This is a genomic window from Actinocrispum sp. NPDC049592 (genome assembly GCF_040675465.1).
Classification (GTDB): domain Bacteria; phylum Actinomycetota; class Actinomycetes; order Mycobacteriales; family Pseudonocardiaceae; genus Kibdelosporangium.
Genome location: NZ_JBFAPA010000015.1, coordinates 54,704 through 75,971 on the forward strand (window position 1 = coordinate 54,704; position 21,268 = coordinate 75,971).

22 protein-coding genes are annotated in these 21,268 nt (G+C 68.8%); 5 read left to right on the top strand and 17 right to left on the bottom strand.

Annotated elements, in window-relative coordinates; all coding sequences use genetic code 11:
* Positions 1 to 85: 85 nt before the first annotated feature.
* Positions 86 to 2,950: a BREX system ATP-binding domain-containing protein gene (locus tag AB0J95_RS32290; protein ID WP_364766323.1), complete on the bottom strand. Its 2,865-nt coding sequence runs from the start codon at positions 2,948 to 2,950 to the stop codon at positions 86 to 88.
* Positions 2,951 to 3,332: 382 nt separating this feature from the next.
* On the bottom strand, positions 3,333 to 4,106 hold the full coding sequence (locus AB0J95_RS32295; RefSeq protein WP_364766325.1) for an AfsR/SARP family transcriptional regulator: 774 nt from the start codon (positions 4,104 to 4,106) through the stop codon (positions 3,333 to 3,335).
* A gap of 447 nt (positions 4,107 to 4,553) precedes the next feature.
* Here AB0J95_RS32295 and AB0J95_RS32300 point away from each other — a divergent pair, with 447 nt between their 5' ends.
* Positions 4,554 to 5,054 (top strand): NIPSNAP family protein, encoded by a 501-nt coding sequence (locus AB0J95_RS32300; protein WP_364766328.1) that lies wholly within the window; start codon positions 4,554 to 4,556, stop codon positions 5,052 to 5,054.
* On the opposite strand, the gene AB0J95_RS32305 is transcribed toward AB0J95_RS32300, so the two are convergent.
* The 10 genes from AB0J95_RS32305 to hisS form a co-directional block, all read right to left on the bottom strand.
* Positions 5,051 to 5,608 carry a DUF6328 family protein gene (locus AB0J95_RS32305; RefSeq protein ID WP_364766331.1) on the bottom strand — a complete coding sequence of 186 codons (558 nt, stop codon included), beginning with the start codon at positions 5,606 to 5,608 and terminating at the stop codon, positions 5,051 to 5,053. The two genes, AB0J95_RS32300 and AB0J95_RS32305, sit on opposite strands and share 4 nt — an antisense overlap.
* A 108-nt stretch (positions 5,609 to 5,716) precedes the next feature.
* Positions 5,717 to 8,953, bottom strand: coding sequence for a S8 family serine peptidase (locus tag AB0J95_RS32310; protein ID WP_364766334.1), 3,237 nt, complete (start codon positions 8,951 to 8,953; stop codon positions 5,717 to 5,719).
* A gap of 173 nt (positions 8,954 to 9,126) precedes the next feature.
* A complete protein-coding gene (locus AB0J95_RS32315) occupies positions 9,127 to 9,666 on the bottom strand; it encodes a hypothetical protein (protein ID WP_364766337.1) in 540 nt (179 codons plus the stop codon).
* Positions 9,654 to 10,019 (bottom strand): hypothetical protein, encoded by a 366-nt coding sequence (locus AB0J95_RS32320; RefSeq protein WP_364766340.1) that lies wholly within the window; start codon positions 10,017 to 10,019, stop codon positions 9,654 to 9,656. Before AB0J95_RS32320 ends, AB0J95_RS32315 begins: the two co-directional genes overlap by 13 nt.
* On the bottom strand, positions 10,016 to 10,810 hold the full coding sequence (locus AB0J95_RS32325) for a DUF692 domain-containing protein (RefSeq protein ID WP_364766343.1): 795 nt from the start codon (positions 10,808 to 10,810) through the stop codon (positions 10,016 to 10,018). The genes AB0J95_RS32320 and AB0J95_RS32325 overlap by 4 nt, the downstream gene beginning before the upstream one ends.
* Entirely contained in the window at positions 10,803 to 11,690 is an 888-nt protein-coding gene (locus AB0J95_RS32330) for a TIGR04222 domain-containing membrane protein (protein ID WP_364766346.1), read from the bottom strand. The genes AB0J95_RS32325 and AB0J95_RS32330 overlap by 8 nt, the downstream gene beginning before the upstream one ends.
* A 151-nt stretch (positions 11,691 to 11,841) precedes the next feature.
* Entirely contained in the window at positions 11,842 to 12,696 is an 855-nt protein-coding gene (locus tag AB0J95_RS32335; RefSeq protein ID WP_364766349.1) for a TIGR04222 domain-containing membrane protein, read from the bottom strand.
* 114 nt (positions 12,697 to 12,810) lie between these two features.
* Positions 12,811 to 13,239, bottom strand: a complete 429-nt coding sequence (gene msrB, locus AB0J95_RS32340) for a peptide-methionine (R)-S-oxide reductase MsrB (RefSeq protein ID WP_364766351.1) — start codon at positions 13,237 to 13,239, stop codon at positions 12,811 to 12,813.
* Positions 13,240 to 13,243: 4 nt separating this feature from the next.
* Positions 13,244 to 13,555, bottom strand: coding sequence for a hypothetical protein (locus AB0J95_RS32345; RefSeq protein ID WP_364766354.1), 312 nt, complete (start codon positions 13,553 to 13,555; stop codon positions 13,244 to 13,246).
* 17 nt (positions 13,556 to 13,572) lie between these two features.
* Positions 13,573 to 14,823: a histidine--tRNA ligase gene (gene hisS / locus AB0J95_RS32350; protein ID WP_364766992.1), complete on the bottom strand. Its 1,251-nt coding sequence runs from the start codon at positions 14,821 to 14,823 to the stop codon at positions 13,573 to 13,575.
* Between the two features lie 99 nt (positions 14,824 to 14,922).
* Here hisS and ligD point away from each other — a divergent pair, with 99 nt between their 5' ends.
* Positions 14,923 to 15,924 carry a non-homologous end-joining DNA ligase gene (gene ligD / locus AB0J95_RS32355; RefSeq protein WP_364766357.1) on the top strand — a complete coding sequence of 334 codons (1,002 nt, stop codon included), beginning with the start codon at positions 14,923 to 14,925 and terminating at the stop codon, positions 15,922 to 15,924.
* Here the strand turns inward: ligD and AB0J95_RS32360 are convergent.
* Positions 15,921 to 16,280, bottom strand: coding sequence for a helix-turn-helix domain-containing protein (locus tag AB0J95_RS32360; RefSeq protein ID WP_364766360.1), 360 nt, complete (start codon positions 16,278 to 16,280; stop codon positions 15,921 to 15,923). The genes ligD and AB0J95_RS32360 overlap by 4 nt on opposite strands.
* Positions 16,281 to 16,328: 48 nt before the next feature.
* On the opposite strand from AB0J95_RS32360, the gene AB0J95_RS32365 reads away from it, so the two are divergent.
* Positions 16,329 to 16,784, top strand: a complete 456-nt coding sequence (locus AB0J95_RS32365; RefSeq protein WP_364766363.1) for a TIGR03618 family F420-dependent PPOX class oxidoreductase — start codon at positions 16,329 to 16,331, stop codon at positions 16,782 to 16,784.
* Here AB0J95_RS32365 and AB0J95_RS32370 read toward each other — a convergent pair.
* Positions 16,781 to 17,596 carry an SAM-dependent methyltransferase gene (locus AB0J95_RS32370; RefSeq protein WP_364766366.1) on the bottom strand — a complete coding sequence of 272 codons (816 nt, stop codon included), beginning with the start codon at positions 17,594 to 17,596 and terminating at the stop codon, positions 16,781 to 16,783. The two genes, AB0J95_RS32365 and AB0J95_RS32370, sit on opposite strands and share 4 nt — an antisense overlap.
* 10 nt (positions 17,597 to 17,606) lie before the next feature.
* A complete protein-coding gene (locus tag AB0J95_RS32375) occupies positions 17,607 to 17,867 on the bottom strand; it encodes a Prokaryotic metallothionein (protein WP_364766994.1) in 261 nt (86 codons plus the stop codon).
* Between the two features lie 234 nt (positions 17,868 to 18,101).
* Here AB0J95_RS32375 and AB0J95_RS32380 point away from each other — a divergent pair, with 234 nt between their 5' ends.
* Complete coding sequence (locus AB0J95_RS32380; protein WP_364766369.1) at positions 18,102 to 19,097, top strand: NrtA/SsuA/CpmA family ABC transporter substrate-binding protein; 996 nt, start codon at positions 18,102 to 18,104, stop codon at positions 19,095 to 19,097.
* Between the two features lie 97 nt (positions 19,098 to 19,194).
* Here the strand turns inward: AB0J95_RS32380 and AB0J95_RS32385 are convergent, their stop codons facing one another.
* On the bottom strand, positions 19,195 to 19,929 hold the full coding sequence (locus AB0J95_RS32385; protein ID WP_364766372.1) for a class I SAM-dependent methyltransferase: 735 nt from the start codon (positions 19,927 to 19,929) through the stop codon (positions 19,195 to 19,197).
* Positions 19,930 to 20,020: 91 nt separating this feature from the next.
* On the bottom strand, positions 20,021 to 21,013 hold the full coding sequence (locus AB0J95_RS32390) for a PHP domain-containing protein (RefSeq protein ID WP_364766375.1): 993 nt from the start codon (positions 21,011 to 21,013) through the stop codon (positions 20,021 to 20,023).
* Between the two features lie 50 nt (positions 21,014 to 21,063).
* On the opposite strand from AB0J95_RS32390, the gene AB0J95_RS32395 reads away from it, so the two are divergent.
* Positions 21,064 to 21,267: a hypothetical protein gene (locus tag AB0J95_RS32395; RefSeq protein ID WP_364766378.1), complete on the top strand. Its 204-nt coding sequence runs from the start codon at positions 21,064 to 21,066 to the stop codon at positions 21,265 to 21,267.
* Position 21,268 lies beyond the last annotated feature (1 nt).

The following is a 21,268-nucleotide window of genomic DNA, read 5'->3' on the forward strand; positions in this document are numbered from 1 at the left end:
GTCGCCTCCATCGTCGGCACAGCCCCAAAACCGCGCCTAAAGCAGCACTAATGACCGCTCCCGCCGGGGCGGGAGCGGCCGGCGCTCAGCCCGGCGGGCGGGTGCCGCGTTCGTCCTGCGCGATCAGCCGGGCCAGCTCGGCCCGGCCCCGGACGGCGAGCTTGCGGTAGATCCGGGACAGGTGGACGTCGACCGTCCTGGGCGAGAGCGACAGCTCCTCGGCGATCTCCCGGGAGCTCTTGCCGGTTCCCGCGATCCGGGCGATCTCGCGTTCCCGGTCGGTCAGCACGGACAGCGCCGGGCTGGGATCCGCCGGGGGCTGGTCGATCCGCATGTCGATCAGCTCGTGGGTCAGCCGGGCCACGTCCTCCTGGATGCGCATCGCGCCCGACCGCGCGGCCAGCCGCCGGGCCAGCGACAGCATGGCCTCGACCTTGTCGTGGTCACCGGCCGCCGCGGTGCTCGGCGCGCCGACGGTCAACGCCGACGCCTGCACCACGGCCATTCCCGCTCGGGAGAACACGCCGGCCGCCCGCTGGTAGAGGGCGGCGGCCTCGACGGCGTCCCGCTTCGCCCACAGGACGTGCGCACGAGCCAGGTAGGCATAGCCGAGCTCGAACGGCAGCCGGGTCGCGGCGGCCACCGCGTGGGCCTTCTCCGCGAACACGACGGCCGAGGTGAGGTCGTCGCGGTCCAGCGCCGCGGCGGTGAGCATCTCGAAGCACATCGGCCGGATCGCCATGGACAGGCCCGGCAGGTCCGCACCGCCGCCCGCGCCGAGGATCAGCGTCGAGCACCGGTGCGGGTCGCCGTCCAGCAACGACGCGAAAGCCAGCGACAGCATGGCATTGACGCTCCAGCCGCAGCTGCCCGGCGGCAGGTCGGCCATGGCGCTGGTGGCCAGCTCGATCGCCTGCCGGTCGCCGTGCCGCACGGTCCACGAGACGCTCAGCGACTCCAGCAGCCGGGCCAGCCCGCGCAGGTGGCCCGCGTTCATCCGGTTGGCCAGCTCCGCCGCCTCGTTCGCGGCGCGGCGCGCGTCGCCGAGCTGCCCCAGGTTGCGGAACGTGTTGCTCAGGCCGCTCAGGATGGTCGGCAGGACGTGGCTCAGCCCCGCCTTGCGGGCGATGGACAGGCCACGGGTCAGATGCCGTTCGGCCGCCGGATACCGGCCCAGCATGCCCTCGGCCCAGCCCAGTACGGCCAGGTACTCGGGGTTCCCGGTCAGCTCGGCGTCGGTCAGCTCGGCGATCGCCACCGCGGCCATGGTCAGCGTCTTGCCCGCCTTGGTGAGGTCCTCGGTCAACGCCTCACACAGGCCCAGCAGCGCCAGGGCACCTGCCGTGGCCACGCGGTGCTCGTGCGCCTCGGCCAGCCGCAACGCCTGCTGCGCCTGTTCCCGGCTGGGCATCGGGCCACCGAGCAGCCCCACCATGCCGAGCACGAAGGTCAGGTCGACCGCCTCCAGCGCCGCCGGGTCCGGCAGCGCCGCCAGCTCGGCGGTGAGCAGGCCGGTCGCCTCGGCGTACTCGCCCAGCAGGCACTCCACCAACGCGCAGAACGAAACCACGCCGGCCCGCGCCCCGTCCCGCCGGCCGGACAGCGACCGCAGCACCCCGCGCAGCAGGTCCCGGCTTTCCCGCAGCTGCCCGGCGGCGGCCAGCGCGCGGGCCGTGCGCAGCATCAACGCGACCCGCTCGGGATCATCCGCTGTGTTGGCGGGCAACGCCTTCAACGCCACCCGCAGCCAGTGCGCCGCGGTCGCGGGCGCCGAGGAGATCGAGTCCTCCGCGGCGCGGGTCAGGATCCGCAGGTCGTGCTCGCTCGGGCCGGCCAGCGAGTGCTCGATGTGCACGGCCTGCTCGGCGGCCGGGGCGTTGCGGCGGAACAGGATCTCGAAGACCCGGCGGTGCGCCATGAACCGCCAGCCGGGACTGGAGTTGGTGTACACCAGCCGGCTGAGCACCGGGTGGCGGAAGGAGAACACCGACGAGCCCGGGCGGGTCCGCAGCAGGTCGCGCTGGGTCAGTTCGTCCACCGCCGCGCAGACCTCCGGCGCGGACAGCTCCGACACGGTGGACAGCGCCTCGATGTCGGCGCCGTCGCCGAACACCGCCGCCGCGGCGGCCACCTTGGCCTGGCTGGCGTTGAGCGTGGCCAGCTCCCGCATCAGCAACGCGGCGAACCGTTCCGGGATCTCGCCGTCCGAGCGCGCGGCCACGTCCGGTGTGTCGATGTGCATCGCGTTGGCCAGTGCCAGCAGGAACAACGGGTTGCCCAGGCTGCGCAGGTGCAGGTCGCGCAGCATGGGTGCGTCGGCCGGGACGCCGAGCAGTTCCGCGGACTGGTGCAGGGACAACGCGCCGAGGGTGATCTCCTCGACGGTGCCGGTCTCGATGCCGTGCGCCAGCGTGCCGCGCATCCGGCTGGACACCTGCCTGGGCCGCTGCGACAGCACGATCAGCACCGGCGCCGCGACCGGCCAGCGGACCAGGTAGTCGAGCAGGTCGATGGACCCGGTGTCCGCCCAGTGGAAGTCGTCCACGACCACCACCAGCCCGTCGGCCGCGCAGTCGCGCACGACCGCGCGGACCGTCTCGTGTAATCGGAACTGCTCCTCGTGGCGCACCGCGCCGTGCGCGGGCCGGCTGCCGGTCAGCATGCCGCGCAACAGGTCCGCTCTGGCCGGGGCCAGCCGGTCCAGCGCGGCCACCACGCTCGGGTTGTCCAGCATCGGCGTGAGCGGTGAGAACGGGACGTACTGGTCCAGCTCCGTGCACCGGCCGCTGAGCGTCGCGAACCCCCGTCGCACCGCCTCCGCGCGCAGATGGGACAGCAGTCTGGTCTTGCCCGAGCCGGACTCGCCGACCAGCGCGACGGTCCGCGAGTTCCCCTTGGCCACGACGTCCAGCTGGGCGAGCAGCCGCTCCGATTCCGCTCGCCGGATCACCGGTGGCTGGTCCCGGCCCGGTCCGCACCTTTGGCTGATTTCTTCCCCCAAGGCCACCATTCCCCCTTTTCCGGGGCATGTTAGTGGATTCTGGCCGGTGCTCACCCGTACATCGGCCAATCGGCCGTCCGCGCGACTCGGCGCGCTATGTCCGTTTTGAGCGAATCCGGCAAGGCGAAACGCCCGATGTGTGAAATCCCCGTGAAACAACGAAGCCGGGCGTGCGGCGGGTAAGTCGCACACCCGGTCGTTATTGCCGATGGCCCGCGTGGTCCGCGTTGCCTTCGTGTTTCGGATACCAACGATTGTGTTACGCCATCATGTCGCGGAATGGCGGGTGACGCTCCCCGAACGGCATTTCACGACAACGATGAGACGCAGATCACATAACAAGAACCCGTTCGGCGTAAGGGTCCGCCGAATCAAGGATCGCCTCCTGCAGTTTCCGCAGATCATGGCAGGGCTCAAGACCCAGCTCGTCATTGAGCGTCGCGCGCGCGGTGCGGTAGACGTTCAGCGCCTCGGCGCGCCGCCCGGACCGGTAGAGCGCGACCATCAGCTGCTCGTAGAACGCCTCGTGCAGCGGGTACTCGAAGACCAGCGAGTTCAGCCTGCCGATCAACTCGCGGTGCTGGCGCAGCTTGAGACGCGCGTCCATCAGCCCCTCGATGCACTCCAGCCGCAGCTCGTCCAGCGCGTGCGAGAGGCCGCTGATGATCGGGCCATCCTGCGGTTCGCCCAGTACCGGGCCGCGAAACAGGTCCAGCGCGGCCTGGAAGGCGGTGGCCGCCTGCTCGGGCAGCAGCTGCCTGGCGTACCGGCGGCCGTCGGCGACCAGGGTGTGCAGCGTGTCCAGGTCGAGCTCGTGCTCGCCCAGATCGAACAGGTAACCCGGGATCTGGGTGACCACCAGCGGGCGGCCCGAGCCGGGCCGGTCGAGGAACTTGCGGAGCTGGGAGATGTAGACGTGCAGTGCCGCGGTCACCCGGCGAGGTGGATGCTGCCCCCAGATCTCCCCGATGAGCTGGCCGCACGACACCACGTGCCCAGCGCGAATGAGCAGTGCCGCCAGCAGTATTTCCATCTTGCGGGCGCCGATGGACGTGCACACCCCGTTGTCGTGCACGCGTAACGGCCCCAGAATTTCGAAACGCAACTCGCCCCCATTGCCACTGAACAAGTAGAACCCTGTCGAGGCCACCAGCTTCGCATCGATTCCCGGCGACGCGCATCAGCAAAATTACGTAAGTGGGGAACTTGCAAACATTGACTCACTGTCCGTGCTGCAATGATCGCGTCCCGTCAGCGGCGAGGGGGGCCACTCTGCGGTATACCGATTGTACTTGTGCGCTTGACTATCTCCTTGTGTCTACAATGGATATCCCGGGTAATGCGCCGTTCCCGGCGTTCGGGCCGCACTTTCGGGCATTCTGTGGCCCAGATCACACTGTTACGTGGTCAATTGTCAGGTGGTGTTCAGCCCGATCCGGTATAGCGCCGAAATTGCGGCGTTATGTCCGGCTCGCCGGCCTGGCCGGATTGTTGCGATGAACGACCGGATGAGGGCTCGCTGACGGGCGGGCGGCTGGTGAGGATGGCCGCCATGAGCGTGATCGAGCTGCGGCAGTACACCTTGCACCCCGGCGGCCGGGACGTGCTGGTGAAGTTGTTCCAAGACCACTTGATCGCCGGTCAGCAGGCGGTGGGCATGACGATCCTGGGCGTCTACGAGAACCTCGACGACCCCGACCAGTTCGTGTGGTTACGAAGCTTCCCGGACATGGCCGCCCGCAAGCAGGCCCTGATCGACTTCTATGTGCAGAGCGCCGTCTGGCGCGACCACAGCGCGGCCGCCAACACCACCATGATCGACTCCGACAACGTCCTGCTGCTGCGTCCCGTTGGCCCCTTCCAGCTCCCTGCCACACCGCACGTCGTGGCGACCATCCAGGACACCCGCCCCGCGCGGACGTCCTACCTGGAGACCGAACCGGCCGAGAACGACTTCCCCCGGCTGCCCGTGCGCACCGATGTCCCGAAGTACGTCTGGTTCACCGATGACATCGAACAGCAGGGAACCCTTCGCCTGTCGGCGTTGCTCTAGCGGCGGTGGCGGATCCGGCTCCACAGCGGCAGGACGTACCAGAAGAAGGCGAACCAGGCCAACGCGCACCCGGTGATCCACGCGCCGGCATTCGTGCCCAGCACGACAGTCAGGATCAGCAACAGCGCGGACGTCAGCGCGAGCATCAGCAAACCCAGTCCACACAGGGCGAACCGGTTGGACACTCGCACGAGGACGCTCTTGAGCCGTTGCCGGAACACGATCCGGTGGAACGCGGCCGGGGCGATCAGCAAGGCGTTGGCGGCGGCGCCCAGCACGAGGCTGGCGACGTACGTGTCCCGCTGGAACGTCGTGAACGTGGTGAACCTGGGGGTGAAGGCCACGGTCAGCAGGAACGCGAGCAACAGCTGGACGCCGGTCTGCGCCACGCGCAGTTCCTGCAGGATCTCGCTGTAGTTGCGGTCCAGGCGCTGTATCGGGCTCTCGCCACGGACCGAGTAGTTCCAGCGGTCGCCATGGCTCCAGTGGTCGGCGTTGTTCCGGTCGGCTTCGTTCCGGTCGGCACTGTGTCGGTGGTGGAGTGTGGGGTGCATACCGAAACGATCTCGCGGAAGATCGCCGGAGACATCGGTCGGTTGACGTAGGTGCGAAGAACGGGGGACGGCCGCGCCGGCCGTCCCCCGTCCCGTCGAGCCGGAACGTCAGTTCAGCTTGTAGGCATTGATGAGGGTCTGCTCCACGGTGTTGCCCGCGCGGTCGGTCGCCTTGGCCCGCAACGACACCGAGGTGGCGTCGTTCGGGTGCTGGACGATCGCGAACACGTTGGCCACCACCACGGCCGAGGACCAGGTGGTGCCGCCGTCGAAGGAAACGTCGACCGACAGCGACTTCGGCACCGTGCCGGTCCCGGTGGCCTGCTGCTGCACAGTGATCGGCAGGATGAACGACTCACCGGCCGGGGCCGAGTTCGTCGCGTCCAGCGCCGGGGTGAACCGCACTGTGGACAGTGGCAGCCGTACCGGGTCGTCGCCGACGTGCCCGGAGCGGAACGACCACGAGGCCCGTACCGCGGTGGTGACGTCCGAGACGCCGCTGCGGACGCCTTCGGTTGTCAGCACGTAGTTCCCGGCCTCCGCGGGCACCTTGAACGAACCCGCACCGTCCACAGCGGACTCGCCGATCTTCTGGCCGTCCTTGTAGAGCACAGTGGACGCCTTGTCCACCAACGAGAACCCGTAGTTGCCCGCGGCGTCACCCCACAACGGGATGTTCGCGCTGATGTTGTCGCCGCTGCGGGTCAGCCACAGGAACGGGAACCGGGTCTGCGGGGCCGACGGCCCGAACACGCCGCGGTTGTAGGACTCCTCGGTGACCCCGCTGGTGCCGAACTGCTTCACCGGCGAACCCAGCTGCACCTCGATGTTCCGGTTGTCCGGGGACATCTGCCACAGCTCCGGCGCCCACGCGGCATCCGGCGTGTAGTACTCGTGCCGGTCACCGGGCAGGCTCACCTGTTGCAGAATCGCCCAGCCGCCGTTGCCGTCCCCGAACTTCGGGTACGGGAACGCCGACCGCAGACCGCTGCGGCCGGGGACGGTGGCACCGAACGTGGCGTGCACGTGCGCCAGGTCCTCCTTCTTCACCGTGCGGGTGAACCCGGCCGGGAACGTGCCGTACTCGTACCAGGCCAGGCCGTAGTACTCGCCGTTCGCCCCGGACCACTGCGTGTTCACCTGGGTCTGCAGCTCCTGCGGCGGCAGAGTGGGACCGACGTGCGCGGTGCTGAGGTCGCCGACGTTGCCGCCGAGCAGCGCCCAGCCGAACGAGAACGAAGTCCTGCCGGTCGAGCGCCGGTAGGAGATGTCGGCCAGGCTGAAGTTCGCGCCGGCCGGCGGGGTGATCTGGGTCGGCTTGGCCCGCCGGAAGTCCAGGTCCACCGTGGTGTCGTCGGTGAGCTCGAACGCCGGGTACGCCAGCCAGTTGATCTTGTCGCCGATCAGCGAGCTGTCCAGTACGTACTTGCCCTTGGGCAGCCGGATCGTGGCGCTGCCGTCGGCGTCGTACGGGGTGCTGAACTTGTTGGTGTCCAGCCCGAACAGCGCCGTCGAGTAGTTCGCCGCGGGTGCGCCGTCCAGTCCGATGTGGTTGATGGTCAGGGTGTAGCTCTCCGGCTCACGGTTGATCGCGACCGGGGTGCGCACCTGCGTGTCGCGCGAGGACGCGACGATCGTGCCGGTGTAGACGCCGTCCGCGGCGTTGATCTTGGTGTCCCCGGTGACCTTGACCGTGGCGTCGCCGCCGGCCGGGATGGTGACCTTGGCGGGCGACGCGGTCAGCAGGCCGGCCGGGGCGGGCTGGCCGTCCGGTCCGGTGGACTGCAGCGCGACGTCCAGCGTTACCTCGGTCTTGCCGTAGTTGTGGTACGTGACGTCCTTGTTCACCGGCTGGTCGTCGTCGTGCGGCCAGATCGCGGTGCCCAGGCTGACGTTCGTCGGCGAGGAGGTCACCGGTTGGCTGATCGCCCGCGCCACGTCGACGCGGCCGGAACCCTGCTGGTACACCGTTTGCCCGGCGCCCGGCTTGGCCGACGCGGTCAGCACGGCCTTGAGCTGCTGGCCGGTCCAGTCCGGGTGCAGCTGGGCGAGCAGCGCGGCCGAGCCGGCCACGTGCGGGGTGGCCATGGACGTGCCGGACAGGCCGACATAGCCGTCCGCGGCCGGGGTGCCGATCTTGCCTTCGGCTGCCTTGGCCGCGACGATCCCGACACCGGGAGCGGTGATGTCGGGCTTGATCGCCGCGTCACCGATCCGCGGGCCACGGCTGGAGAACGGCGCCAGCGTGTCGTCCCGGTCGACCGCCCCGACAGTGAGTGCGGCGTCCGCGCTGCCGGGGGAGCCCACCGTCTCCTCGCCCGGACCGCTGTTGCCCGCCGCGATCACGAACAGCACGCCGGTCTTGGCGGACAACGAGTTCACCGCTTCCTCGAGCGGGTCGATGTCCGGGCCGTCACCGCCGCCGAGGCTCATGTTGATCACCTTGGCGCCCTGGCCCGCGGCCCACTCCATGCCCGCGATGATCCACGACTCCAGGCCGCCGCCGTTGTCGTTGAGCACCTTGCCGTCCAGGATCTGCGCGCCGTAGGCGACACCCTTGAACTTGCCGCCCGACTTGGCGCCGGTGCCGGCGATGATCGAGGCGACGTGCGTGCCGTGACCGAACCGGTCCACGTTGTCCGCCGCGTCACTGAAGTTGCGTTCGGCGGCCTGGTGGCCGGCCAGGTCCGGGTGCGTCTCGTCGACGCCGGTGTCCAGCACCGCGACCTTCACGCCCGCGCCGGTCGAACCGGCCTTCCACGCCTCGGGGGCGCCGATCTGCGGGACGCTGCGGTCCAGCAGCGCCTGGCGCTTGCCGTCCAGCCACACCTTGCGCACCCCGGCGCTCCGCAAGGAAGACCAGACCGCGCCGGACTTCTGGGCGGTCACCGCGGTCGAGTTGATGGCGGCCAGGGTGGCGGTCTTCGCCGTGCCGGCCAGGTTCGCCTGCGCCACGCCGGGGGCGAAGGACACGATCAGGGGCAGGTCGGCCCGGCTGTCGTCGTCGTAGCCGGACTCGAGCAGGGTGGTGACGTCGAACAGGCGTTGGTCGAGTTTTCCTTGGCCCAGCGGGACCATTGCGTCCTTGGGAACCACGTACAGGTGGTTGTCGCGGTGGTAGGTGGCGAAGGCGAGTGTCTCCCGGCCCTTGGCCGGCACGATCGCCTTGGCGTCGCGCGCGCCGTCGACGATGATCACCTTGTCGCCCGTGACCAGGGTGACGGACTTCTGCTTGGCGGGGTTGGCTGTCCCGGCCGGGGCGGCCGCGGCCACTTGCGCCGTGCTGAGCACGACCCCCAGAACGAGTGAACCGACGGCCACTCGTCTCGCGAACGGTGAATGCACTGGAAAAACCTCCCGATCGGTTTTCTGCGCATGCCACAGACGTCGACGGTGTGCAGTCGACGGTGTACGGTCCGTGGTCACCGCAAGCTATCGGGGTCACCAAGGGGTGACAAGGCCCCAGTCAAAGAATCCCGAAAGTAATTTTCCCGTACGGCGTCACCGGCGAGTGTTTATTACCGCTCGGTCATCGTGCCATCGGCGGAGACCTGTAGCCCGGTCTGCGGCCCGCCGCCTGGGCAGTCCGGCCCATTCGGACGGACCTCCTTCGGCGTGATCCGCAAGGTCTTCTCCAGCACCGAAGTGCCGGCCATGTTCGTCAGGCTCAGTGTCGCGTCAACGGGTTTCGCGGGCAGGTCGGTGATCGTGGCGAAGCCGTTCTTCCCGCCGGTCGGGACGGCGTGCGCGCCGCACGCGGCATCGGCGCTGGTCTCGGTACACGGGCCGGGGACAGCCACGCTCGACGGCGTGAGCACGAGCGCGGCGCTCTGGCAGTTTCCGTCCCAGCACACCTTGAGCGTGGCCGCCTCGGTCTTGTCCGCGTACGCCTTGTCGACGTCGACGCTCACCCCAACGGGTGTACCGATGTCCGTGCACGGCCGGCCCGCACCGGCTCCTGCCTTGTCCCCGCAAGCGGCAAGGGTCGCGACGGCGAGAACGGCCAGTGCGGCCTTCACATTCGTGTGCACATCCGCCAGACGGTTCAGCGGTTCCATTTGGTTGCAAGGTTCTTGAGAATTCCCTGCCATTTCCGCTTGGGGCGGTCCAAATGGCCTACCTCCCACAGCCATTCCACGAACGCGCGCGCATCTTGACGTGCCCGTGTGCCGTCTGCCCTGGGGTGCGTGCGGGCGTACTCGTCGAACAGCCCGACGAACCGGTCGTCAAGCTCCGCGCAGGCTTCCGGTTCGAGCATCGCCACGACCCGGCGGCGTTTCGCGCGCAACGCGTGGGCCTCGACCCGCAGGCGGTCCGGGTCGAAGCCCTCGGGCGCCGGGCCGTCGGCCATCAGCGCCCGCAGCAGTTCGGCCTGCCGCTGGGCGAGACGGTCCCGTTGTGGCTGGGTCACAGGCGTTCCCGGATCGCCGCCAGCTCCGCGGCGAGCTCGGCGTCGGTGGGGTAGTCGTCGTCGCGTTCCAGCAGCACGCCCGGCGGGTTCGTCCGGGCGACGAGCTCGCCGAGCAGGTCCAGCACCTCGGGCCGGACCGGGTGGGCGTGCGTGTCGTGGTAGACGCCGTGGTTCTCGACGCCGCCCGCGATGTGCACGTACGCCAGGCGTTCCAGCGGCAGGTCGTCGAGCAGCCTCGCCGGGTCCTGGCCGAGGTTGCGGGCGTTGGCGTACATGTTGGCGACGTCGATGAGCAGCAGGCAGCCGGTGCGGTCGGTCAGCTCGGTGAGGAACTGCGCCTCGGTCAGCTCGGCGTCCGGCCACTCCAGCAGGGCGGCGATGTTCTCCAGGGCGAACGGCACACCCAGCCCGGCCTGGACCGTTTTCACGTTGTCCACCACGACATCCAGCGCCTCGCGGGTGCGGGGGACCGGCATCAGGTGGCCGGAGTCCAGCCCGCCCGCGCGCACGAAGCAGACGTGGTCGCTGGCCACCGGGGCGTCGAGCACCTCGGCCAGCCTGGCGAGGTGCTCGATCCGGTGCGGGGCAACGGGTTCCGCGCCGCCGACGGACAGCGAGACGGCATGGGGGAGGACCGGCATGCCCCGTTCCCGCAGCAGCACAATGGACTCCGGCAACGCGTCCGGGCGCAGGTTCTCCGCCACCACCTCGACGAAGTCCACGCCCGGCATGCGCTCGACGGTCAGGTCGATCTCCTCACGCCAGCCGATCCCGACCCCCAGGCTAGCCACCACAGCTGCTCCCTCCGCCGCACGAGGACCCACACGACGACCCGCTGCTGCAGCTGGAGCTGCTGCTGCACGACGAACTGCTGCTGCAACTGCTGGACGACGAACAGCTTGAGCCGCTGCTGCTGCTGACCGCACTGCCGCGGAACGCCTGCGCGATCGCGTTGTCCGGGTAGGCGAGCAGGCCGCCGACCGCGACGAGGGCCGCGGCCCCGGCCAGCGGCATGATCGGGATGCCGTCCGCCTGCGACTGACGGCTGCCCGCCGCCCGCAGCACGCGGTCACCAACCTGGGTGCGGCTGTGCCGCTTGGGGCGCAGGGCGAAGAACAGGATCACCATGGTCAGGATCAGCAGGAACGTCAGCAGGCCGATCGGCCGGTCCAGCCGGATCCCGTTGACCAGCCGGACGACGCCGACGGCGGCGACGATGATCAGCGGCAGCGCCGCGGCGAAGTTGTAGCGGCTCTTGGCCACCAGCCCGCGGCTGATCAGCTCGGCGCGGGTGCGCTCGAAGATCGGCGAACCGGCCAGCGCGGCCCGCAGCTTCACCACGGTCCGGCCGGGGTGCCGCATGACCTCCTTGTGCACCTCGGCCTCCAGCGCGCTACGCGGCGAGATGCCCTTGGTGCCGTGCAGCCGTCCGCCGCGGACCATCCGGATGGCGTTGCGCTCGATCAGTTCGGCCAAAGCGGCGTCCACCATCCGATGTGGACCGCCGGCCAGGTACGCGATCTGCTCGGTGGTCAGCGGCTCCTGCCCCGGCGGCACGGCCCCGGGACCGGAACGCCTGCGCAGCACGAAAGTAACCACCGTGGCCACCACCAGCGCGGTGATGTACAACCCGACGAACTGCGGACCCGAGATGCCCCAAGGTTCGTTCATGTCCCCTCCCACACAGGCTCCGACGCAGCCTAAACAAGACGGGTGCCCCATGTCAGAGGTTGCCCGCAATCGTTGTATGAGGTCCACTGTGGACCCGGAAATGACCCGCGGATACGCCGGAGGCCCGGGTGGTCCCCGGGCCTCCGTTTCCTCATCCCCCGCAGCCGCCGCCCCCGCCGCAGCCGCTTCCTCCCCCGCCGCATGAACTCCCGCCGCCGAACGAACCGCTGCTCCACCAGGCGCCGCCGCCCCCGCCGCTCGCGAACGCCGTCTGGGCGACCGTCCCGGCCAGCAGCGCGTCGCGCACGGTCTGGTCCGGGTAGTGCCGCAGGCCGCGCGAGGCCACCGATTCGGCGGCGGTGACGGTCGCGGCGGAACGGCACACCGTGGCGCCCTGGAATGTGCTGCGCGTGAACTGCTGTTTGCGCATCAGCCAGAATGTCACGCCGGTGCCGATGAGCATCAATGTCAGCCAGCCGACCGGCCGGTCATTGCCGATTCCGGCCAGCCAGCGCAAGATCCCGACGACCATGAGCGCACCCATGGGGATCATTCCCAGCCGCTTGCGCCGGGCGGCTTTGTCCTCGTCGATCAAATACCCGGCGCGGACCAGGCGGTCGCAGACGGCTTTCACCGAATCGTGCGAAGCCAGGCCGAAGGTGAGCATCGTGATCGACCGGTGGCCGTAGTGCCTGACGTCCGCCAGGATGGCCCGTTCGACGTCGTTCACCGGCTCCTGCAGGTTGGTGACCTTCACGTAACCGTTGCGGGCCGGGCGCAGCTGGCCGGTGTCGACCAGCTGCGCCACCGCGGCTTCCACCACCCGCCGCGGACCCCCGGACAGGCACGCCACCTCCAGGGTGGACAGTGCCGCGGGCGCGGCTGTGGTGACCGCACCCGAACGAGTGAGAATACGGACTGCGAACGCGAACAAAAGCGAGATCAGAAAGCCGAGCAGATAAAGGGCGATGAAGTCCGGCCCCGATATGCCCCACGTGTCTTCCATGTTCTCCCCCTCTCGCCCAAGAAGCAGGAATCCAAGTGGAGACACTACTTTCGGGCGCGCGGGGAGAACCGGCAAGATGCCTTGACCAATATTTAGGGTTGTGCTGGGGAGAACTTAGGCTTGCTCGTCCGGCCGCAGCGTCAGCGAAATGCTGTTGATGCAGTAGCGCTGGTCGGTCGGCGTGTCGTAGCCCTCGCCCTCGAAGACGTGACCCAGGTGGCTGTGGCAGTTCGCGCACAGCACCTCGGTCCGCTTCATGCCCAGGCTCGAGTCGTCGCGCAGGATCACCGCGTCGCCCGCGAGCGGGGAGAAGAACGACGGCCAGCCGCAGTGCGAGTCGAACTTCGTCGAGCTGCGGAACAGCTCCGCGCCGCAGGCACGGCACGCGTACACGCCCACCGTCTTGGTGTCGGTGTACTCACCGGTGAAGGCGCGCTCGGTGCCTGCCTTGCGCAGCACCTGGTACTCCTCGGCGGTCAGCTGCTGCTTCCACTCCTGGTCCGACTTCACAACGCGGGGTGTGGCACCCACGACGGGCTTCATGCTCCTACCTTCCGAAAGTGGTCGAGAGGACGAACACGAGCGCGTCCCACACCGCCACCCCGACCCCGCCGAGGATCAGCGTGATCAGGATCAGCACGGTGAGGCGCCGGTGACCACCGAGCCGGTTGGCCGAGTCCGCGAAGTCCGCTATCCCGCCGAGGTAGCCCTCGACGGTGTAGCCCGACCGGTGGTTGTTCTCGATCCGGTCGAGATGGGCCGCGAACGCCCGCACTTCCGGGTCATCGGGGTCGAGACCGATCAGCTCCTCGTGGAACCGGTTGCGCTCCGGCTCCTCGGGGGACGCGTTCACACCCATGACAACACCGTAGCGGGTCAGCTTGTTTCCCGGGCCCCCAAAGGCCGCTCGTCCGCGATGCTGTCGCTCTTGACATGCACGAACGAGGTGTATCCCCACTCCTGGACGCGGCCCAGCTGTGCGCCGAACTTGCCGCGCCGCTTGATGGTCGTCACCTGGCGGCCCGCCGCCCGCAGCTCCCGCGCGACCTGCATGACCTGCGCGACCGGGACGTCCGCCTCGTGCAGCACGGCGACCGCGTCGGCCTGTGGCGCGCTGTCCAGCAGGTCCACGATCCGCTCGAACCCGATGGAGAACCCGCAGGCCGGCACGTCCCTGCCGAGCGAACGGCCGATCAGCTTGTCGTACCGCCCGCCACCGGCCACCGACGAGGCCGACTCCGGGTGGCTCAGCTCGAAGATCTGGCCGGTGTAGTAGCCCATGCCACGCACCAGCGTCGGGTCGAACTCCCAGCTCAGCTCGCCCATCCCGGCCAGCGCGCCGGTCGTGGCCACCAGGTCGGCGATCACGTCCGCGGCCAGCCCGGGCACCGCGTCCGCCAGGGTGTCGGCGAGTTTCGCCTGGTCAAGGCCCTGCAGGGCGGTGATCGCCTGCTGCACCCCCTCGACCGTCTCCTCGGCCATGCCGCGACTTACGAACTCCTTACGGACCCCGTCCCAGCCGACCTTGTCCAGCTTGTCCAGGGTGATGAAGAAGCCGCCCTGGGCCTCCGGCGCGATGCCGGCGCCCTCGGCCAGAGCGGACAGGAACCGCCGGTCGGACAGCCGGACCGTGACCCCGGGGATCCCGGCCGCGGCCAGCGCCTCGGTGGTCGCCTCGATCAGCTCGGCCTCGGCCAGCACGGTCTCCTCGCCGATCAGATCGATGTCGCACTGGTTGAACTGGCGGTATCGGCCCTTCTGCGGCTTCTCCGCCCGCCAGACCGGGCCGAACTGGAACGACCGGAACGGCAGCGGCAGCACGGCCTGGTTGTTGCCGTAGAACCGGGTCAGCGGAACGGTCAGATCGAACCGCAGGCCGAGGTCCACCGCCTCGTCCAGGGTCGCGGGCGGCTCGGTCAGGCCGCGGCGCAGGATCTTGTAGATCAGCTTCTCGTTCTCGCCGCCCTGGCCGCCGGTCAGCCGGTTGATGTCCTCGATCGCCGGGGTCTCGATGCGCTGGTAGCCGTACCGGTGGTAGACCTCGGTGATCCGGGCCAGGACATGGTCGCGCACGGCGACGGTCGCGGGCAGCAGGTCACGAGTGCCCCGGGCGGGGCTGTTGTCCATCTTCACCGGTAGGTCCTCAGGTCGGGATAACTGGTGGCTACAACGCTACCGGGCGCGTGCGAGGCCTTTTGCCGCCGGTGGATGTGGCAGTGTTGCGCCATGGCTTCGAAGGCTATCGAGCTGACCGTGGGCGAGCGGACCGTGCGGGTGTCCAATCCGGACAAGCTGTACTTCCCCGAGCGCGGGATCACCAAGCGTCAGGTGGTCGAGTACTACATCGCGGTGGCCGAGCCGCTGCTGAACGTGCTGCGGGACCGGCCGACCACCCTCAAGCGGTTCGTCGACGGGGTGACCGGCGAGGCGTTCTACCAGAAGCGGCTGCCCAAGGGCGCGCCCGAGTGGGTCGAGACCGCGCGGATCAGGTTCCCGTCCGGGCGGCCCGCCGACGAGGTGTGCCCGACCGAGCCCGCCGTTCTGGCCTGGGCGGCCAACCTGGGCACGTTCGACTTCCACCCGTGGCCGGTCCGGCGGCCCGAGGTGGACCATCCCGACGAGCTGCGGGTGGACCTCGACCCGCAGCCGGGCACGGACTTCAACGACGCGGTGAAGGTCGCCGGGGTGCTGCGCGAGGTGCTCGCCGATGCCGACCTGACCGGGTACCCGAAGACCTCCGGCGGCCGCGGGATCCACGTCCTGGTGCGGATCCGGCCGGAGTGGGACTTCATCGACACGCGGCACGCCGTGATCGGCCTCGCCCGCGAAGTGGAGAAGCGCATCCCCGATCTGGCGACCACCGCGTGGTGGAAGGAGGAACGCGGCGAACGCGTCTTCCTCGACTTCAACCAGGCCGCCCGCGACCGCACCATCGCCTCGGCCTGGTCGGTCCGCGGCACCCCGCGCGCCACCGTGTCGTTCCCGCTCACCTGGGACCAGCTGTCCGATGTGGACCCCGACGACTTCGACGTGCTGACCGTGCCGGATCTGCTCGCGCAGCAAGGAGACGCGCACGCGGGCATCGACGCAGAGGTGTTCGGCCTGGAGACGTTGCTGGAGTGGTACGACAAGGACGGCCGCGGCGAGATGCCCTACCCACCGGACTACCCCAAGATGCCCGGCGAACCCAAACGCGTGCAGCCCTCCCGCGCCCGCGACGACACCTAAGCGGTGTAGGCCGCGCGGGCCGCGTTGATGGCGGGCTGGTTGCGTTCGGCCCAGGCGTGCATGGCCGCGAACGACTCGTGGAAGTCGCGGCCCACCTCGGTCAGCGTGTACTCGACCTTCGGCGGCACGGTGGGGTAGACCGTGCGGTCGATCAGGCCGTCGCGCTCGAGGTTGCGCAGGGTCAGGGTGAGCATCCGGCGGCTGATGCCGGTCAGTTCGCGTTCCAGCTCGGTGAACCGGATCGGGCCCCGCGCCGCGGCCAGCACGACGCCGATCGTCCACTTGCTCGACAGCTGCTCCAGCACGGTGCCCACCGTGCAGGGCCCCTCGGGAACACAAATGTGACTCTGTGACAAGAAAGTGCCTCCTTACGGCGGCGCGCCCGCGCGGCCATCATCGTCCCCATGACCGACTATCCCCCGGGTTCCGGGCCGCCACCACGTGTTTTCGCCGAGACCGAGGCCTACGAACGCCTTGCGGCAGGCAAATTCGGCACCCTGGCGACCGTCAAGGCCGACGGCCACCCGCACCTGAGCACCATGCTCTACACCTGGGACCCGGACCGCAGGGCGATCCTGATGTCCACCACGCAGCCACGGGTCAAGGTCCGCCATATCCAGGCCAACCCCAGGACGGCGCTGCATGTTCCGGGCCCGGACGCCTTCTCCTACGTCACCGCCGAGGGCGAGGCCGAGGTGTCCGCCGTGACCACGTCTCCCGGGGACGAGGTCGGCCGGGCATTGGCCCCGCTGTACGGCGACGTCGACCGGGACGCGTTGTTCAAACAGCTCGTCCTGGACCGCCGGGTGCTGATCACCATGCGGATCACCAAGGTCTACGGCATGGCGATCGAGTTCTAGGTTTTCCGGGCCAGTCCGGCGACGAAGAGGCGCTGGGGGCGGACCAGGGGTTTCATCCGTGGTCCGTCCGGCCACCACTCCGAGGCGGGCACGATGCCGGGGGCGAGCACCTCGCAGCCGGCGAAGAACGTGCCGATCTCGTCGCTGGTGCGGAAGTAGCCGCTGCCCATCGGCCCGCCGGACATCAGCGCCTGCATCCGTTGCGCCGCCGCGCTGTCCTCGCCGCTGCCGGGGTTGTGGAAGTGGCTGATGGCCACGTACGAACCCGGGGCGAGGGCGTCGACGTAGGTCCGCATGAACGCGCGGACCTCGTCCGGGTCGGGGCAGTGGTGCAGCGTGCCGATTTGGTACAGCGCCACCGGCTGGGAGAAGTCCAGGTAGCGCCGCACATCGGCGTGCGCGAGCAGCGCGTCCGGCTGGGTCAGGTCGGCGGAGACCAGGTGGGTGCGGTCGTTCTCGGCCAGGATCGCCCGGCCGTGCGCGAGCACGATCGGGTCGTTGTCCACGTACACGACCGTCGCCTCGGGGTTGAGCCGCTGGGCGACCTGGTGGGTGTTCTCCGCCGTCGGCAGGCCGGAACCGCAGTCCAGGAACTGCGTGATGCCCGCCTGGCCGGCCAGGAACCGGGTGATCCGGATCAGCCACTCGCGGTTGTCCCGCGCGGCCACCATGGCGTCCGGGGACGCGGCCAGGATGGCGCGCAGCACCGCCCGGTCCACCTCGTAGTTGTCCTTGCCGCCGAGGCCCGCGTCGTAGACACGGGCGACGCTCGGTCTGGTGATGTCCACCTGTGGGGAATCCACGGCGGTCATCGTGCCACGCTCAGCCGGGCAGCGCGCCCACCGTATCGCGTATTTGCGAGCCGAGTCCGCTGGCGCCCTCGCGCGCGCAGTGCGCGCAGCAGAAGAACCGGCCCTCCACCTCGACGCCGTGCCCGAGAATCCGGCATTCGCAGTGCTCACAGCGCGGGGCGAGCTTCTGGATCGCGCATTCGAAACTGTCGAAGGTGTAGACGTCGCCGGTGATGGTCCGGACCTCGAACGCCATCCAGTACTCGTTGCCGCAAACGTCGCATGGCCGCATCTGGTTCATGGGGCGAGAGTGCGGTCCAGGCCCTGACCAGGCAACTCGAGCTCATCCCACGATTGGGTGAAATACTCTGTATGAAATTTTGTATATCACATATTTTCAGGTTTGGACAAAGCCCGACACTACGACGTTTGGCTGTATCCGGGAGATACGCGCACCGCTAACCTACGGCAATCTTGATCGCGGCTTCTCTCTGCGATCGCGACACCACCGAGAGGACAACTTCACATGCGTCGGAAACGTCGCGCCATCGCTGGTCTGCTCACCGCGGCCATGGTGGCGACGCTGGGAGGATGCGGGATGCTGGGCGGGAACGCCGACCAGTCGAACGCGCCGACGGGGGGATTGGAGAAATCCACCATCAAGGTCGCGGAACTCAAGATCGTCGACGCGACCCCGATTCACCTGGCCATTGATGGTGGCTTCTTCGAGGCCGAGGGTCTCAAGGTGGACCTGTCCACCGGTGCCAAGGGTTCAGCGAACCTGGACAATGTCATGGGCGGTTCCATCGACGTCGCCCTGACCAGTTATCCGCCCGCCATTCTGGCGCAGGCGAAGAAGGTCGCCGAGCTGAAGATCCTCAGCGACGCGGTCACCACCACGGAGAACCTCTTCCTCCTCGTGGTGAAAAAGGGCGGGACCATCAAGGACGTCAAGGACCTCCAGGGCAAGAAGATCGCGGTGAGCTCGCCCGGTGGTATCGGTGAGCTGGCGCTGCGCGCGCAGTTCAAGGTGCGCGGGGTCACCGTCGCCAAGGAGTCGTTCGTCTCGATGGCCTTCGCCGACATGCCCACCGCTCTGGACAAGGGCAACGTCGACGCGGCGATCATGAACGAGCCGTTCCTGACCCAGGCCCTGCAGAGCAACGGCGTCGAGAAGCTGATGAGCCCGTTCACCGGCGCCACCGCGGACTTCCCGACCTCCGGCTGGGTCGCCACCAAGAAGTTCGCCGAGCAGAACCCGAAGACCGTCGCCGCCTTCCAGCGCGCGATGGAGAAGGCCGTCGCCGCCACCCAGGACCGGGCCAAGGTCGAGGCCGCCGTCGTGAAGTACGTGGGTGTCCAGCCCAACATCGCCACCCTGATGACGCTGCCGGTCTACCCGACCGGGACCGACGCCAACCGCTTCCAGCGGGTCGTGGACCTGATGCACGACGTGAACGAGATGAAGGCCGAGCAGCAGGTCGACATGAAGACCATGGTGCTCGACACCAAGCCGAAATAACCGTGCGGGGATAACCCTGCCGGGATGACCAGCCGCCCACCGGACCTGGAGACCGTCGAATCAGCGCGGGTCCGACGGTCTCCACTCGCCGGAAGGCTCAGCTCCGGCGGGTCCGGTACAGCGTGGCCGTGAACGGGATGGAGTGCGTCTCACGGCCCTCGTCGCGGGCCCGCGCGGTGAGGTGCACGTGGAAGCGGCCGAGCAGGTCCTCGCGTTCCGCGTCGTCCAGCGAGATGATCGCGCTGTAGGTGCTGAACATGGCGCAGATCTGACTCGGGGTCATCTCCCGGGTGAACTCCATGACATTCTTCTCGACCGGCGTGAATGGCAGGTCTTCGGGCAGGTTCAGCTCGTGGATCTTGCGGTCCGGGTGGTGCGCCGACAGAATCACCTGCTGCACGTCGGAAAGCCACAAGTCGCTGTGGCCGCGGTCGTGCCAGGACACGCCGAGAACGCCGCCCGGTTTCAGGCAACGGGCCGCCTCGGTTCCGGCGGCACGCGGGTCGAACCAATGCCACGCATTTGACGAGAACACGCCGTCGGCGGTACCGGATTCGACCGGAAGCCGTTCCGCGCTGCCTTCCCGGACATCCGCCGCCGGAAACTGTGTCGTCAGCCAGGCGCGCATCTGCGGGTCCGGATCGGTGGCGATCACGCGTTGCGCGCGGTCCAGCAGAATGCGTGTGAAATGGCCGGTCCCGGCGCCGACTTCCACGGCGAGGTCGCACTCCGGTCCGATCAGCCAGTCCGCCACATCCGACGGCACGGCCGGGCGGCTGACATCGTAGTGCGCCGGATCGACCCCGAAAACCAGGCCGGGTTGTGCTGTCATGAAAGAAATCCTCCAGAGTCGGCGGTGAAAAAAGCATGCCAACGCTAACTGTCTGGAGCAGTGGTCGAGACCGCCGATTGTCGCAAATGCCTCATGAATTCCGCGGATCGGACCGCGCGTTGATCACCCGTTCGATGGGAACGCCGCACGCCTCGGCCCGTTCGCAGCCGTGCGGCAGCCAGTCCAGCTGACCGGGCGCGTGCGCGTCGCTGTCGATGGCGAACTCGCAGCCGATCTCCAGCGCCTGCGTGATCAGCCGCAACGGCGGGTCCAGCCGCTCCGGCCGGGAGTTGATCTCCACCGCGGTGCCGTTGTCCCGGCAGGCCTCGAACACGGCCTTGGCGTTGAACGTGGACTCCGGGCGGTCGCGGCGAGCGGTCTTCATCCGGCCGGTGCAGTGGCCGAGGATGTCCACGTGCGGGTTGCTGACCGCCTTGACCATGCGCCTGGTCATCTCGAACGACGGCATGCGCAGTTTGGAGTGCACGCTCGCGACCACGATGTCCAGCCGGGCGAGCAGCTCCTCCTCCTGGTCCAGCGAGCCGTCCAGCAGGATGTCCACCTCGATGCCGGTCAGGATCCGGAACGGCGCCAGCTCCTCGTTCAGCTCCGCCACGATGTCCAGCTGGCGGCGCAGCCGGTCCGCGCTCAGGCCGTTGGCGACGGTGAGGCTGGGGGAGTGGTCCGTCAGCACCATCCACTCGTGGCCGATCTGCCGGGCGGCCTCGGCCATCTCCCGGATCGTGCTGCCGCCGTCGGACCACTCGGAGTGCGTGTGACAGTCGCCTTTCAGGGCCGCGCGCATCTTCTCGCCACCCGCGACCGGCAGCGTGGCGTCGGCGATCAGCTTGCTGAGATAGGCGGGTTCCCGCCCGGCGACGGCGTCGCCGATCACCGCGGCCGTGGTCTTGCCGATGCCCGTGAGCTGCGTCAACGTGTTGCGTCTGGCCCGCAGCTCGACCTCCTCGGCGGGCAGCTCGTCCAGCACGGCGGCGGCCTTGCGGAACGCCTGCACCTTGAACGTGGGCTCGCCGGCCCGCTCCAGGTAGAACCCGATCAGCCGGAGCGCCTTCGCAGGATCCATGTGTTCATCATGGCGCTCAGTAGACTGTCGGGCAGAAGGGAGGTTCGCTGTTGTCGCAGGACTATCTGGTGCGTTACGTCGGCGGACCGCTCGACGGGCGGGTGGACACGCTGTCCGGCCTGCCGGAGACGCTCAAGGAGACCGTGACCCACGTGCACCTGCACGGCGGTCCGAAGATCGTGCACCACTACGACCTGCACTACGCGGTCGAGTACGGGTGCGAGTACCGGCTGCGCACCGGCACCGACGACTGAG

Coding starts and splice junctions, on each gene's coding strand:
- AB0J95_RS32345 (WP_364766354.1), bottom strand. CDS start 13,555: ATGGGTGTGAACGCGTCCCCCGAGGAGCCGGAGCGCAACCGGTTCCAC.
- hisS (WP_364766992.1), bottom strand. CDS start 14,823: ATGGACAACAGCCCCGCCCGGGGCACTCGTGACCTGCTGCCCGCGACC.
- AB0J95_RS32390 (WP_364766375.1), bottom strand. CDS start 21,013: ATGGATCCTGCGAAGGCGCTCCGGCTGATCGGGTTCTACCTGGAGCGG.
- AB0J95_RS32380 (WP_364766369.1), top strand. CDS start 18,102: ATGCGTCGGAAACGTCGCGCCATCGCTGGTCTGCTCACCGCGGCCATG.
- msrB (WP_364766351.1), bottom strand. CDS start 13,239: ATGAAGCCCGTCGTGGGTGCCACACCCCGCGTTGTGAAGTCGGACCAG.
- AB0J95_RS32335 (WP_364766349.1), bottom strand. CDS start 12,696: ATGGAAGACACGTGGGGCATATCGGGGCCGGACTTCATCGCCCTTTAT.
- ligD (WP_364766357.1), top strand. CDS start 14,923: ATGGCTTCGAAGGCTATCGAGCTGACCGTGGGCGAGCGGACCGTGCGG.
- AB0J95_RS32365 (WP_364766363.1), top strand. CDS start 16,329: ATGACCGACTATCCCCCGGGTTCCGGGCCGCCACCACGTGTTTTCGCC.
- AB0J95_RS32300 (WP_364766328.1), top strand. CDS start 4,554: ATGAGCGTGATCGAGCTGCGGCAGTACACCTTGCACCCCGGCGGCCGG.
- AB0J95_RS32375 (WP_364766994.1), bottom strand. CDS start 17,867: ATGCGGCCATGCGACGTTTGCGGCAACGAGTACTGGATGGCGTTCGAG.
- AB0J95_RS32315 (WP_364766337.1), bottom strand. CDS start 9,666: ATGGAACCGCTGAACCGTCTGGCGGATGTGCACACGAATGTGAAGGCC.
- AB0J95_RS32370 (WP_364766366.1), bottom strand. CDS start 17,596: ATGACCGCCGTGGATTCCCCACAGGTGGACATCACCAGACCGAGCGTC.
- AB0J95_RS32330 (WP_364766346.1), bottom strand. CDS start 11,690: ATGAACGAACCTTGGGGCATCTCGGGTCCGCAGTTCGTCGGGTTGTAC.
- AB0J95_RS32385 (WP_364766372.1), bottom strand. CDS start 19,929: ATGACAGCACAACCCGGCCTGGTTTTCGGGGTCGATCCGGCGCACTAC.
- AB0J95_RS32305 (WP_364766331.1), bottom strand. CDS start 5,608: ATGCACCCCACACTCCACCACCGACACAGTGCCGACCGGAACGAAGCC.